This is a genomic window from Winogradskyella wandonensis, assembly GCF_004346845.1.
Lineage (GTDB): Bacteria > Bacteroidota > Bacteroidia > Flavobacteriales > Flavobacteriaceae > Winogradskyella > Winogradskyella wandonensis.
In genome coordinates this window covers 1-14,250 of the sequence record NZ_SMGI01000007.1, presented here as the reverse complement: position 1 = coordinate 14,250, position 14,250 = coordinate 1, and the positions used below count along the sequence as shown (strand labels likewise).

The following is a 14,250-nucleotide window of genomic DNA, read 5'->3' as shown; positions in this document are numbered from 1 at the left end:
GTCACGGTCCAGGTCACTGTAGTAGTTCCCAATGGGAATGTTGCAGGCGCATCGTTAGTCACGGTAGCGACCCCACAGTTATCCGCAGTAGTTGGCGTCCCAAGTGTTACACCAGTCGCTTCACAGGAAGCGTTAGCACTTACGGTTACGTTAGCCGGCGCAGTGATGGTTGGCGCAGTTGTATCGTTAACAGTCACATTTGTAGTACAAGTATCAGTCTGGCCCAAAGTGTCGGTTACAGTCAAAGTTACAGTAACAGGAGAGCCAATATCGGAACAATCAAAAGAATTAATATCTAACGATAGACTTGAAATACCAAAATCATCAGTACTACCATTATCTATATCAGCAGTAGTAATTGTTGCGTTACCAGAAGTGTCTAAATTAACGGATAAGCTAGGGACACAATTCGCAATAGGTGGATTATCCACTCTAAATGAAGCTCTATAATTAAATCCTCCATTAGAATCAAATCTAAAATTATTTGGAGGTGTTGAAGGCGTATATTCAGCTTTTGTGAAAACTTCTAAATAATAATCTCCTGAAGACAATCCAGACAAGACATTAATATTAAAAGCATCGTTCCTCCAAGTCTGTAAACTGAAGCTGTTAGATGAACACAATGAAGCGCCATCATTACTAATGAAATTAAGAAATGATACATTTTGAAATACTGGTAAAGTACTAGCCGATTGTAGATAGACACGGTATTCTAATTGTCCGTTTAGAATATCATCAGCAACGCATTTAAACGTTTTAATTTCTGCTCCTCTTAAAATTAAAGACTCGCCGGATTGATACGTTCCTAAATTTGCATTAATAAAGTCTGGATTTATGGAAGAAGCATTTCCCTGCAAATCATAAAATTCAGATGCAATAGGGTTTGTATTAGTATCTAAAATTAGATAGCTTTCATAAATACCAGAATCTTGCGCAAAGATTTTGGTAAAAGATAGCAGAATAAAAAAAACAAAGTAAAATTTCTTCATATCCAAGAAAATTTTGTAATCTTTTGCATATAAAAAAGTCTAGCATACTTTAGACTTTTTCTAAATGCTCGATAAATTATTCGTTAAAATTCTTGGGGGATATTATAAAAGTACTTGGTTAATAGGCTCAGATGAAAAAATATCGTTGAAATACACTTTTAAACCTATTAGGGGTAATCTTCATTAATTCAATAAGTTGGGTATATTTTTTTCTCGTTATATATTTGAATATTCATAGCAATATTAAAAAGAAAAGTGTCTAGTTTAAATGTATTTTAAAGAGCTGAAAAAATAAAAAACCAGCATAATTTTACACTGGTTTTTGAAGTAGCGAGACCGAGATTTGAACTCGGGACCTCCGGGTTATGAATTCTACTTCAGAACACAAGATAACCTAAAAATAAGGCCTCCCAGATGCTAAAAGTTAATTTCGTGTTCCAAAACGTGTTCAGTTTTGTGTTCACTTATTAATAAGTCTAAAGCTATAAAATTTTTGTGATTAATGGTATAATTATTAATATTTAAAGCAAGAACCAACGGTCTCAGCTATGTGTAGTTGCGTGGGTTAACACTTAACTTTGCAAGTATACACCAAACTGAAAATCCGCGAGGATTTTCAGAAGTAGGCGAGAACAAGCAATTACTTATAGCCATTGTTGGCAACAGTAATTAATTCTATAATTTTGATACAAATTCATCTAAAGCATTCAAAACCTTTTCGGGCTTATCAATGTGTATGTGATGTCCACTTTCAATTAAATAATATTTGTTTTTTTCATTATTATATTTGTCAAAAACTGCTTTACTCCATTTGTTTTGAATCTCATTTAGTTTTGCTTTTTTATTGTCCGATTTTAATAGGTACAATGGCAACTCATTTCCTCTGTTATTAAACTTAGCAAACTGTTCTAAAGAGATGTTTTCTGCGTTTGCCTCTAATCCATACGTCTTAATGGCTTTAGAAGTTTTATATGTAGGATGTGGTGGCTTTGGTAATAAATAGAATGGAATACCGCTCCAAGACATATTTCTAAAAGTCCAATTCATCATTTTATAGCTCGAGGAAGGTTGTGCATTGTCTGTCTTTGAAACATCTCCTTGATATGGGTCTATTAAGAATAAACCTAAAATGTTTTCAGGATACTTTTTTGCATAATACCTCGCAATAAATCCACCTGCCGAATGACCTACTAACACATATGGACCTTTAATGTTTTCACGTTCTAAAACCGTGTTAAGTTCAATGGCACAGTTATCTACAGACCTAGGCTTAATTCCCACTTCACTATGACCTAATCCTGAACGGTCATACATAAATACACGACCTCTTGCAGCTAATTCATCTGCGATAGATGACCAAGTAAACATTGATTCGCCGAGTCCAGAAATCAGGACAAATGTAACTTCACCTTCTCCAATATACTTATAATGTACTTGGTTTTGTCCGATGTCTGAAAAACTCCCTGTTGCTTGATACTCTTTTTCAACTTTAGAGTCGCAGTTATATTGTTTTATTGTACCGTAAATTAAAATTATGGCGATTAGTACTCCGATAATTTTAAATATCCATTTTATCAATTTTTTTACCATAATTTATTTCTTATTGTTGCCAACTCAAGGGTTAAACGTAGTTCTGCTATGAGAATGAAAAGATAATAAATTCTTCATCAATAATTTGAGAATAGGACTTCCATATTCTCTCAAATTATTGATTATCAATTAACCTCGCGGTGCGAGGTGTAAATTGTAGAATTTATTAGATTGGAAATTCGAGAGGCAGGGCCAAATTACTTTTAACCAGCGATGTCGCACGTTTTGGCTCCAAGCCCGTTGGAGGCGATTATCTGTTGGAATAGCTATCATTGTAATTTGTTTAACCCTTGAGATGATAACACATTTACTTTAAGATGCATTGTCTGCGAGGCAGCGCAGATTTAAGTTCGCCTTTGGCGAATGTGTTATCATCGGTCTTGTGTATGGTCAGTTGCGAGTTTAAGCAACTAATTTAGCAAACAAAAACGAACGCGAGAAAATTCCGAAGGAATTTTCCAAGTAAACACAGGCCAGAGCAATTAATTATACACGGTGTTGTAAAACGTTTTTATATTGTCTTTTCAACGGTCCAGTATAACCGTCAGTTACGGGTTAATATACTTAGACTTTTCGGTTTAGCACAGGCTTTAGCAATTCCGAGTGGATTCGGACGTAGTCGAATCCGCCGTAATTGCGGTTATACATTGTTGTACAACGTTATTTTTAATATTCTATTTTTCTTTCCCATACAAAACCTAACTCTCCGTTCGAAAACCTTTTTTTAGTTATCCAATTTCCTTGTTTGTCATAATTGTATTCCCAATTATTCCAATGCTTTTGTGTTCCGTCTTTATCGTACCAATATTGTGTTAAGATGTTGTTTCGCTCATCATAAGTAGAAATAAATTTTGTGTAATCACCATTAGATTTAAATAATTCCGATTCAATTTCATTTCCATTTGAATCATACTTGTAAGTTCTAGTGTCCTTTACAGTTCCATCTGAATTATATTTTATTTTTTTTATCATCTCATTTTTAGAATTATATTCTAATTCTGTTTTAAAGACTTTATCTGATTTAGGATTACCTCCAATTCTCGATGTTACATTTCCGTTTTTGTCATATTCGTTTTTTTGTAAATAAACCAATTGATTTTCGGTGTTATAATTTTTAAACTCAGTAACATTTCCGTTATCGTCAATTGTTGTAGTATAATATTTTTTCAAGTTTCCTTTCGAATCGTAGATTGTTCCTTTTATTGGATTGCCTGTTTCGTCTTTTTGAATTTTGGTAACTTCATAAATATTGCCTTCGCCATCGTATTGGCCATATTCAATTATTTTTTCATTATCATCATACACGTCATATCTTTCGAGATGGTCATTTGTAAATGCAGAATCTCGTGGCATTTCTGCAGTCCTTTTTGTGCTGTATGATGCTTGAATAGTTTTCATAATTTTTGGACTCTTTTCCGAACTTTGAGCACTAATAATAGAAGTTGAGCAAATTAATGCTAATGTGAATAAAAGTATGTTTTTCATTTTCATTTTTTAATGTTGTACAACGTCTCGGCTATGTGCCGTGCTGGAGCTTTGCGGAAGCATGGACACATAGCCATTGTTGGCAGTAGTTATTTATTATTACAATTATTTACTTATTCATAGTTATTCAGTAAGTATAAATTGCCATGACATACCAAATTTGTCTTGACACCATCCGAATTTCTTACCAAATCCATAATCACCTTCGCCTTTGTAGTCATCTAACGGAACCATTACTTGACCACCATTTGATACAAGTTTTTCGAATAGTGTTTGTATCACATCTTCAGAATTGTCGCTAATAAAAAGTGACACCGCAGGAGTAAATGACCAATTATGATTATAGTTACTTTCAGCGACCATGTATTTAGTCCCGTTCAATGTAAATACTCCATATTTAATAAGCTCAGGTGTTCCACCTGATTCTCCTTCTGAATATTTTTTAATGCTGTTGATTTCAGAATTAGGAAAGACAGAAGTGTAAAAATTTATCGCTTCTTCAGCTTTTCCACATTGGTCACCAACGAATGTTAGGAATGTTGCTGTTTTCATATTGTCTATTTCAGGTTCAATTGCCAAGAAATTCCAAATTGGTCAATCACCCAACCAAATTTTTGACTGAAGCCATAATTATTTAAAGGCATTGTTATTTTACCGTTTTCAGATAGCTTTGAGAAAAGTCTATTCATTTCGTCTTCATTCTCACAATTAATATAGTTCGAAACAGCGGGCGAAAAATCCCAATCATGAACGGGCGGGCTATCACTACACATAAATAAATTTCCGTTCAGTTCAAATGTAGCTTGCATAATTTTTCCTTCTGCCACTGGTGCTCCATTTCCCCAACGATTTACATTAATGATTTTAGAATTATCGAATAATTCCACGTAAAAATTCATCGCATTTTCTGCATTACCGTCTTGAAAAGTTAATGACCTAATCATTTGATTTTCCATAATAGTTTTATTTTGAGTTATTATAGTGATTAAACTGTCTTTTTCGGATTGCAACTTTTTTATTTCGTTTAGATTATTGTTCTCATTTTTATAGTCAGAACAACTCAAAATAGTTAATCCAAACAATACCATTGATATAGTTCTTTTCATAATATTTTTATGTTCATTTATTTGTAGTATACGCTTCTTTAATTACTGCCAACGGTCTCGTATAACCGTCAGTTACGGATTAATATGCGTTAATTTTCGGTTTGACACTGACTTTAGCAATTCCGAGTGGATTCGGACGCAGTCGAATCCGCCGTAATTGCGGTTATACATTGTTGTACTGCGTTTTTATTCTTTCACTTTTAATTCAGAATACAAATCAAAAACATTACTCATTTGTTCAATCATTTCGTTAGGTATTGTTTCTGTTCTATTTCCATTTTTTCCAGTGAATTCAATTGTCATTTCACCTTTATGACTGGATATTGCATTAAATAAGTCAATAAAATTTTTAGTGTTGGTTTCTATTGTACAAAACTCAAAACCATTTTCTCTTGATTTAACCCAATTTAAATAGTATTCAAATACATTGTCATCAAATTTTAATTTAGCTTTCTCAATTAAGAGCAATTTCTTTCCGTTTGTATAATTAACAAACTCCAAATACATTTTGTTGTTTTCATTAATGTACAGATAAAGATAGATTCCCGTTTTATTCTTTTCTATTACTTCTTTAAATGCCTTATTTGGTTCGATATAATATTTTTTCTCACTCTTTTCAAACACCAAACCTTTTGAGGCAACCAAACTATCATTAATGATAGAAATGTTGGCTGTTGGAATCTCAAAATACTCTAAGCTTTCAAGATATTTTTTATGATTGCTTACTTTGTCAATAAATTCCTCTTTTTTTGACATTTCCACAATTCCATTTAGTGTTTTAACTGTAGCATCTCGTTTATCACTTGTTGAAGCATCTAATTTCTTTTGAATCGTACTGTATGCCATTTCCGCCAGATTTTGATTTTTTTTCCTTTGCCCAATTGTTATGGCTGGAATAAGAATCAGAAGCAATAGTATTTGTAATTTATTCATAAAATTTCTCTTTAATTATAATATTATGGTCAATCTCAATTAGTGTTCCAAAATGCAGTACAACGTGTTCGTGTATGATTCCGTTGCGGGAAATCAGTTATGATTTCCAAGTCAGGAATCAGTACGAATTAAAAGTAATAAATATTCCTTGAAGATAGAACGAGCTATGGATTATACACGTTGTTGTATGCAGTTATTTTTTGTATGCTCCTTTACCTAATTTATTATTACTCATATAAATCATTAAATCACGAAAAATTGTCCGTTGAATCATTTTTAATTCTGTTAGGTTATCAATATGATTTTGAATTTCTTGTCTTGACGAAACAGTGACTTTCTTATTACGACCTTGTTTTGTAGGCGAGTTTTTTAGCGCAAGTAATTCAGTTGGTTCAATTTCGTTCGTTTGCTCGTTTATCCGAGAGCCGAGTCGGTAATTAGAATGCAGTAAATCATTTCTAACTTGAATTTGTTTGTCAAATTTTTTTTTGAAATCATTTATTCTTTCTAGAATATCATTACCCGATATTTTATCTCCATCATTATCATTTATTAATTCGTTGCATATTTGTTCATAACAGTTTAATAAAGGACCAGCTGTGAAAACTTTTTGACCAAATATAACATCAGATAATCCCCATTGTTCAAGTCCAACGTATTGTAGAATTGCACAACAGTCAAATCGTATCCATTCTAATATTGATTCAAATTCCACAACAAAGAGTCCAATGGACGCAAGTTGATTATTAATTTCAATATCAAAGTTTTTCGATTTTTTCATAATTGCATACAACGGTCTAGTATAAGAATAGTAGCGGATTTTCACGCACTAACTTTTCAGTTAAACACAGACCTTTTTTCATATTTACCTAACTTCGTTTTAGCGATTGAACCGCTATTATTTTTATACATTGTTGTAATGCGTTTTTAATACTTCGTCAATGGCATTTACCACGATATCTACATTTTCTTTGCTAAAACACAAAGCTGGTTTAGTTTTAATAATGTTGTCAAAAGGTCCATCTGTACTTATTAGTATATGTTTCCTTCGTAATTCATTCTTGATGTGACTAGCTAGTTCTGTATTTGGGTTTTTGGAATAATCTCTTACTATTTCGCAACCTATAAATAATCCGCTACCTCTAACATCTCCAATGCAAGGATATTTGTGCATTAATTCTCTTAAATGTGAAGTGTAATATTCACCCACTATTTTAGCGTTCTCTTGCAATCCCTCCTCTTCTATAACATCTAACACCGCAGTCGCTATGGCACAAGAAACTGGATTACCTCCAAACGAACTAAAGAATTCTACACCTTTCTCAAAAGAAGCAGCAATTTCCTCGGTGCAGACCACAACTCCCATTGGGTGTCCATTTGCAATGGGCTTACCAAGTATTACCATATCAGGTATTACATTAGAAGCTTCAAAACCCCAAAAGTGGTCGCCAATCCGTCCAAAACCTGTTTGTACTTCATCACTAATACAAATTCCTCCTTGAGCCCTTATAGCTGGATACACTTCATTTAAATATCCTTTGGGTAGTGGAACTTGACCTGCACAACCTACAATAGGTTCGCTAATAAAAGCAGAAATTGGCACAGAACTATTTTTAATTTGTGCTACCGCATCTATACCATATAACTGCCCAGCATTGGGATTATCTCTTTGATAAACCCCTTTGTAGGTATCTGGTATAGTAGTTTTTATAATGTGTTTTTTTTGACCATTACCTTTCGGATTGTTGAATTTATAATCACTAATTTCCATAGAGGTTTGTGTGTTACCATGATAACCAAGCTCCATTACCATCATATGTTTTGAACCTGTATGGTTATTCGCCATTCTAATTGCTAAATCACTAGCTGCGCTTCCAGAATTGACAAAAAACACCTTGTTCAACTTAGAAGGAAAATGGCTCAATAGTTTTTCAGCATAAATGGCTAGTTCGTCAAAAAGATACCTTGTATTGGTATTCAATTTAGCCATTTGTTTTTTGCCCGCCTCTACTACCTTTGGGTGTGAATGTCCTACGTGCGGAATGTTGTTGTAAGCATCTAAAAAAGTATTACCATTCTTGTCATACATATATTGAAACGCTGAACGAACCATATGAATTGGCTCTTTATAGCTCAATGATAATATAGGACTGATGTGTTGAAGTCTTCTTTCTAGAACTTCATTTATATCAATCTTTTCTAGCTTTGAAAAACCTGCGGCTTTTCTGAATTCATTTTCAGCTTTGATTGGATTTATTGCTAACCAACGGTAAAGCATTTTCCAAGCGGATTTCTCGCTAACAGATGCATAAGTATTATCTGGGTCTGTTTTGCGTGCGTGAGCAGAATTACACACACTAGTGCACAGTCTTGCAGCTATGAGGTAATACAAAATGTTGAGCTCTTTCTCTTCTAAAGGAAGCTCTTGATGGTACGACTTAACAAGGATTATAGCCCATTCGAGAGGATTTTCTTTGTTATAGCAACCGTAAGTAATAGCAATCGCCAATTCGTTAATCAAAAAGGTATGCGCAACATCTCCGAAATCAATGATTCCAGAAATTTCATCATCTTGAACAAGTACGTTCCATTCGTTAGCATCATTATGAATGATTTGTTTTCTGAGTTCAGGAATGACAGGTCTTACAATCTCTTCGAATTGATTAAAAAAATATGCAACTATATTTCTATCTTTCGGATTTGGAATGTCATTGATGTACTTTTTGTTTAAATCAAAGTATTGAATATCCCATTCCCATTTTCTGGCTTGAATGGTATAGTTTTTAAAGTCTTTTAATTTGATGTCTAGCTTTGCCAAGAATGCTCCTAAAGATTCAAATAAGGATGGTGTGTGTTTTGCATTGCCAAGAAACTCTCCCTTTAAAAAAGAAAGCATACGCGAAATTTGTCTGCCTTTATCTGACTCTATAACTTTTACAAAGGAATTGTCTTTAAAAGAAAAAGGCTTTGGAATATATGTGTCAAACTCTTCTTGCAAGTAGAGAAGTGTATCATTCTCTGCTTCAACGGTATCTTTTAACGATTCTGAAAATTTATAGGTCTTATAGATAAAATCATTTTCTTCAGTTGTGATATGATAATTTTTATTATCGTAACCATCAAGTATCTTGTTATTCAGAATTTTGATACTAAACTCTTTTTCTAAAAATGTGTTCATTTATTTAAAAGTTTCGCTAGGATTAGAAAATGATTTAAATTCCAGAGGGTTGCCACTAAAATCAAATACAAACATTGTAAGTTGTTCACCAACCTTTCCTTCGTATCGCTTTTGTGGCTTAACAACAAATTCAATATTTTGAGATTCTAACTTCCTTTGGATTTCTTCAAACTCATCCTTTTTCAATAAGCATCCAAAATGAGGAATTGGAACGCTAATTCCATCCACTTTCCCGCAGTAGTCTAATTCGGGAAAATCTTTACTGATATGAGCTGAAAGCTGATTGTCAAAAAAATCAAAATCAATCCAAGCTTCTGTAGACCTACCTTCCTTACAACCCAAAATATCTACGTAGAATTTTCTGGTTGATTCTATATCCTTTACTTTAAATGCATAGTGGAATGATGCCATACTATTTGTTCTTTTATTTGTGCGCAAATGCATTACAACGGTTAGTATATGAAAAGTAGGCGATTTCGAAGCACTATATTTTCGTTTAAGCACAAAGTTTGATACGAACCAAAACTCTTGAATTTAGCATAAAATAGCCTATTTTTTATATACATTGTTGTATGCCGTTTTTCTTCTTTTAGACCGCTAAGTCGTCTTCTATTGACTCATTCCTATCCTTTTTCTTTCTCTCCAAAAGGGCAAAACCAAATGTCAACACTCCAACTCGTCCAACAAACATCAAGATGATGACCAAAACCTTACCTATTGCGGTTAAATCTCCTGTAATTCCTGTACTTAAACCAACAGTCCCAAGAGCAGAGGCAACTTCAAACAGGATTTTTTCAAACTCAAAACTCTCTGTAAATGTCAATAAGAATGAGAACAGAAATATTATGCTGGTATAAAGGGTAAATGTAGAAGTTGCAACATAAAGTCGCTCAAATGGAATAATCCTTCCTAAAAACGAAATACGTTTTTGCCCTGCCAACCTGCTTTTGAGAACTGAAATCATTGCGGTTAGGGTTGTTATTTTCATTCCACCTGCAGTTCCTGAAGGCGAAGCACCTATATACATTAAAAATGTAACAAATAATAAAATCGGCAAGCTTAGTCCGCCTGTTGGAATGGTGTTAAAGCCAACCGTTGTCATTGCAGTCATTGCTTGAAAGAATGATTCAGCCATTCTGGAATTTGAATTCTGTACACTAGGTTCTGTGAAATAAACAAGTGTTGTACCAATAAATAAAAGTAGGACAAACCCATAGGTTACTATCTTAGTAGTGAATGATAGGCTTTTCGACTTGCGTTTTAATCGGTACCACAAATCAGTTATTACAATGAAGCCAAGTGAACCCGCAATTGCGAGAACTGAAATAATAGTATTGAGAAAACCATTGTCGCTGTAGCCTTCAAAACTGTCATTAAATAGACCAAATCCTGCTGTACAGAATGCTGAAACGCTGTGAAATATGGAAAACCAAATAGCTTTTATTGTCTCCATTCCTTCTTGTTTAAAAGCGATAAAGAAGCAAATAGCACCCAATACTTCCATTACAGCAGTAAAAACGATTACACTTTTAATGAAGTCTTTGATTTTAATGGTCTTTGGTAGTGTGAATTCTGCACCGATTATTTTATTGTGCCAATGTGTTATGTTTTTGGTTGTAAATAGCAGGTAATAAGTAGTCAGAGTCATATATCCTATTCCACCAACTTGAAATAAACCCATTACAATCAGTTGTCCGAAAAAGTTATATGAATCGTAAACATTTACCGTTACAAGTCCTGTAGTAGAAATGGCAGAGGTAGAAATAAACAGATTGTCAAGAAAACCGACACTCGTTCTATGAAACAAGGGAATGCACAATAGTCCAAATCCAACTAGTGTATACAGAAAAAAACCCCAAACTAAATTCATTTGTGGGGACTTGCTGATTTGGAATTTCTTGTACCATATAAAGAATTTTTCGATTATGTTCTTTTTATCTGTCATTGTCTTTGTTTAAATGGCATACAACGGTCTCGTATAACCGTCAGTTACGGTTTTAAAGTTAATGATTTTCGGTTAAGAACTGACGTTAGCAATTCCGAGTGGATTCGGACGTAGTCGAATCCGCCGTAATTGCGGTTATACATTGTTGGCAATAGTTTTTTATTCAAATTTAAAAAGTGTTGATGAGTCAAAAAATTCAACTTCGGTCTGTTTAAACAATGAACGAACTCTATTTAATTCCGCCCTTATTTCTTTCAGACTTTTATTTTCAGATATTCTTATTCCATAAGCTAATTCCTTATAGTTTTTGTCTAATGATTTAACAATATGTAAATCTTGTGAGCTCAGGGACTGTCCAAACACTACTATTTTTTCACTTTTATTTTCGTTCAATTCTCGGAAGCAATATGATAAGTAGTTATTTGATTGTATCGCTTTTAATTTCATTTCTGAAGTTCCTTCACTAATAAATAAAGGGTAGTTGTCGCTTGAAATTTCTTTTGTAATAACTTCTATTAGCCAATTATCATTTCTTTTAATTTTTATAGTATTGATTGAGCGGTCAAATAAAAACAAAGCACCGTGTAAATAATATATATGATGCTTATTTTCTTGGTCTCCTGCATTAAATAATTGGAATCTTTCATCATCGTAGAAGTGAAAATAAAAGTAATCACCAAACTTTTTACTCTCCAAAATCAAATAGTACAAAAACAAGTCATAATTGGTTGTAAATATTTGGTCAAATTCTCTTAATTGTTCTGCTACAAGTTTTAGTTGTTCAATTTTTATTTCATCTGGTGTTGGGTGAATTCTGTTTATTGATTCAATCAGCCCTTGTTTAATTGTATTTTTGTTTTTTGTAATCCTTTGTTGCTCAATTTCTAAAGCACTACATACTCTTTCAGTGGATTCTAAATGTTCAAGTATGATTTCAAAGTTTGTTGATTTAAACTCTTTGAATAGATTTTTCACATCTTTTGGACAAGTTTCGATGTATTTGTCGTAGAGATTTCGATATAACAACCTTGTGCTAAAATTTAGACTGAAACCATTTCCGAGAAGCAACGGTGAATTGATAAAGTTTTTACTTATCCATTCCCATTGTCTTATTCCTTCCGCGTTTAATTGTTCAACTGTGTGTTTCATTCAAATTATTGCCAACGGTCTCGGCTATAATTTCGTTGTGGAATCATCCGCAGGATTATTCCGTCAAAATCCAGCCGTTTGATTTATACTTTTACTTTGGTGTGACACTAAACCACAATGAATTATAGCCATTGTTAGGCATAGTTTATTCTTCTTCATCATTATTTGAATCAAAATTCCATCTCTTAGTAATTTGCTGTAATCTTCTGATAGAATTAATCCATTCTGTATTACTCAATTCACCAGAAAATTCTATAAATGGATTGTGTATTTGATAGTTCAGATAATTCTTTAATGAATCCTTTATTACTTTATTTTCTTCTTGAATCATTTCCTTGGTTACAGGTATTTTTACTAATTGAAAAGCAAGTGATAATTTGTCAGTCAAAATTATTTTTCTTTTTCGGCTAACCCTTTGCTTAAACTCCTGTTTTAACCAATCATTTAAATACGATTCTCCATCATACACGCATCCAAAGTCAGAGTCCCTTGTAACAATAATTATATTTTTACCAGAATCAATTGCACAGGACACTATCCATTCCCAGTTAACTGCATCTCCAATTGAGTTGTCAGATTTTTTTCTTGGTGGATAACCAAGAAGGAAACGTTTTTTAGCTAAATTTCGAATAGTAAATCTTTTTTTGTTTTCTCGATTTAAATTGATTTTTGATTTATTACTAAATAGTTTTTGAAGGGATTTGTAGACTTGGTCGTTATATACTGGGCTTTTTAATATTTTCTCAATCTTATCTCTTAATTTCTTTTGGCGTTTTTGAATGTCTTTTCGTGATTTAGTTATCATTTCGACAGTCTTTGAATCAGATAGAATTGCAGGAACTTTTCCAGTAACAGTACCAATCTTTTTGATTTCTGTAATACTCTCAAGAATAACTGCTTGTCGGTTTTTTTTATATTCCATCTCGACTTGACTCGATGTAATGATTAAATCAAGATGTTTCTCTATTTGCTCAAGATACTTAAGTGACACGTTAGATTTTCTAATTCGATAGAAATCGAGAAAGATGTTAGTATCTATAAAAATTAATGCATCTATTGTCTCTATCTTTTTTGCCATTGATGTAATCTAAATTATGCCTAACGGTCTCGTATAACCGTCAGTTACGGGTTAATATGCGTTTATTTTCGGTTAAGAACTGACGTTAGCAATTCCGAGTGGATTCGGACGTAGTCGAATCCGCCGTAATTGCGGTTATACATTGTTGCCCACCGTTTTTTATTATTCATCATAGCCAATTCAGAACGGAAACAAACCCGATAATTGTCAGTCCAATTAGCAGAATTCCAATTCCGATACATCCTATTTTAAAAGCTTTGTCTTTCCAAGTTTCTTTATTTTCAGGGAAAGATTTGTCTTTAGATTTTTTGTCTTTGTTTGTAAGTTCTACATAGTCAAAGAAAAATTCTCCATTTTCATCAGTCCAATCTGTATTCAATCCAACAGATTCGACCTTATTTTTTTCATACTCACGAGTTTCAGATTCAAGTCCAGCTTTTAGTAATTCAACTGCATAAAGTTCAAGTCCTTTTCGGTTTGCTTTTATACAACTTTCATCTGGTCCACCACCATACTGATAAAATCCGAAATAGGCTTTCTCTTTTTCATTCCGATTTTCTAATTCGGTTATTATCTTTTTTAGTTCTTCGTCTGTCATTTCTGAAATGGTGGGCAACTAGTTTATATGGATGATTGAATGTTCTATAATGTGACAAATTGGACGGATAACGATGATTATTCGTTAAATTTTTCATCTATATATATTCAAAATCCAATTTTAAATATAGCTACTTTTTAGAGATTATCGAAAGGATTTTTAATTTCCGATAAACTAGTCGACGAAACATGGGTGTATA

General features: G+C 33.1%; 12 protein-coding genes and 1 pseudogene. All 13 read right to left on the bottom strand.

What is annotated here, in order from left to right; all coding sequences use genetic code 11:
- Positions 1–989 (bottom strand): annotated as a pseudogene (locus DFQ05_RS13505) (hypothetical protein); the annotation flags it as partial.
- A gap of 675 nt (positions 990–1,664) precedes the next feature.
- Positions 1,665–2,579 carry an alpha/beta hydrolase gene (locus DFQ05_RS13500; protein ID WP_132706170.1) on the bottom strand — a complete coding sequence of 305 codons (915 nt, stop codon included), beginning with the start codon at positions 2,577–2,579 and terminating at the stop codon, positions 1,665–1,667.
- A gap of 666 nt (positions 2,580–3,245) precedes the next feature.
- The gene (locus DFQ05_RS13495) at positions 3,246–3,977 is read right to left on the bottom strand and encodes a hypothetical protein (RefSeq protein WP_132706168.1); all 732 of its coding nucleotides are present in this window, start codon (positions 3,975–3,977) and stop codon (positions 3,246–3,248) included.
- A 210-nt stretch (positions 3,978–4,187) separates the two neighbouring features.
- Positions 4,188–4,616 carry a VOC family protein gene (locus tag DFQ05_RS13490; RefSeq protein WP_132706166.1) on the bottom strand — a complete coding sequence of 143 codons (429 nt, stop codon included), beginning with the start codon at positions 4,614–4,616 and terminating at the stop codon, positions 4,188–4,190.
- Between the two features lie 5 nt (positions 4,617–4,621).
- A complete protein-coding gene (locus DFQ05_RS13485) occupies positions 4,622–5,170 on the bottom strand; it encodes a VOC family protein (RefSeq protein WP_241974273.1) in 549 nt (182 codons plus the stop codon).
- A gap of 186 nt (positions 5,171–5,356) precedes the next feature.
- A complete protein-coding gene (locus DFQ05_RS13480; protein ID WP_132706164.1) occupies positions 5,357–6,103 on the bottom strand; it encodes a hypothetical protein in 747 nt (248 codons plus the stop codon).
- Between the two features lie 193 nt (positions 6,104–6,296).
- Positions 6,297–6,884, bottom strand: a complete 588-nt coding sequence (locus DFQ05_RS13475; RefSeq protein WP_132706162.1) for a hypothetical protein — start codon at positions 6,882–6,884, stop codon at positions 6,297–6,299.
- A 123-nt stretch (positions 6,885–7,007) separates the two neighbouring features.
- Positions 7,008–9,281, bottom strand: a complete 2,274-nt coding sequence (locus DFQ05_RS13470) for an aminotransferase class III-fold pyridoxal phosphate-dependent enzyme (RefSeq protein ID WP_132706160.1) — start codon at positions 9,279–9,281, stop codon at positions 7,008–7,010.
- Positions 9,282–9,692: a VOC family protein gene (locus DFQ05_RS13465; protein WP_092581131.1), complete on the bottom strand. Its 411-nt coding sequence runs from the start codon at positions 9,690–9,692 to the stop codon at positions 9,282–9,284.
- A gap of 178 nt (positions 9,693–9,870) precedes the next feature.
- Complete coding sequence (locus DFQ05_RS13460; protein WP_132706158.1) at positions 9,871–11,226, bottom strand: TrkH family potassium uptake protein; 1,356 nt, start codon at positions 11,224–11,226, stop codon at positions 9,871–9,873.
- A 159-nt stretch (positions 11,227–11,385) separates the two neighbouring features.
- Positions 11,386–12,375, bottom strand: a complete 990-nt coding sequence (locus DFQ05_RS13455) for a DUF4917 family protein (protein ID WP_132706156.1) — start codon at positions 12,373–12,375, stop codon at positions 11,386–11,388.
- Positions 12,376–12,520: 145 nt separating this feature from the next.
- Positions 12,521–13,453 (bottom strand): PIN domain-containing protein, encoded by a 933-nt coding sequence (locus DFQ05_RS13450; RefSeq protein WP_199222005.1) that lies wholly within the window; start codon positions 13,451–13,453, stop codon positions 12,521–12,523.
- 169 nt (positions 13,454–13,622) lie between these two features.
- The gene (locus DFQ05_RS13445; protein ID WP_132706154.1) at positions 13,623–14,051 is read right to left on the bottom strand and encodes a hypothetical protein; all 429 of its coding nucleotides are present in this window, start codon (positions 14,049–14,051) and stop codon (positions 13,623–13,625) included.
- Positions 14,052–14,250 lie beyond the last annotated feature (199 nt).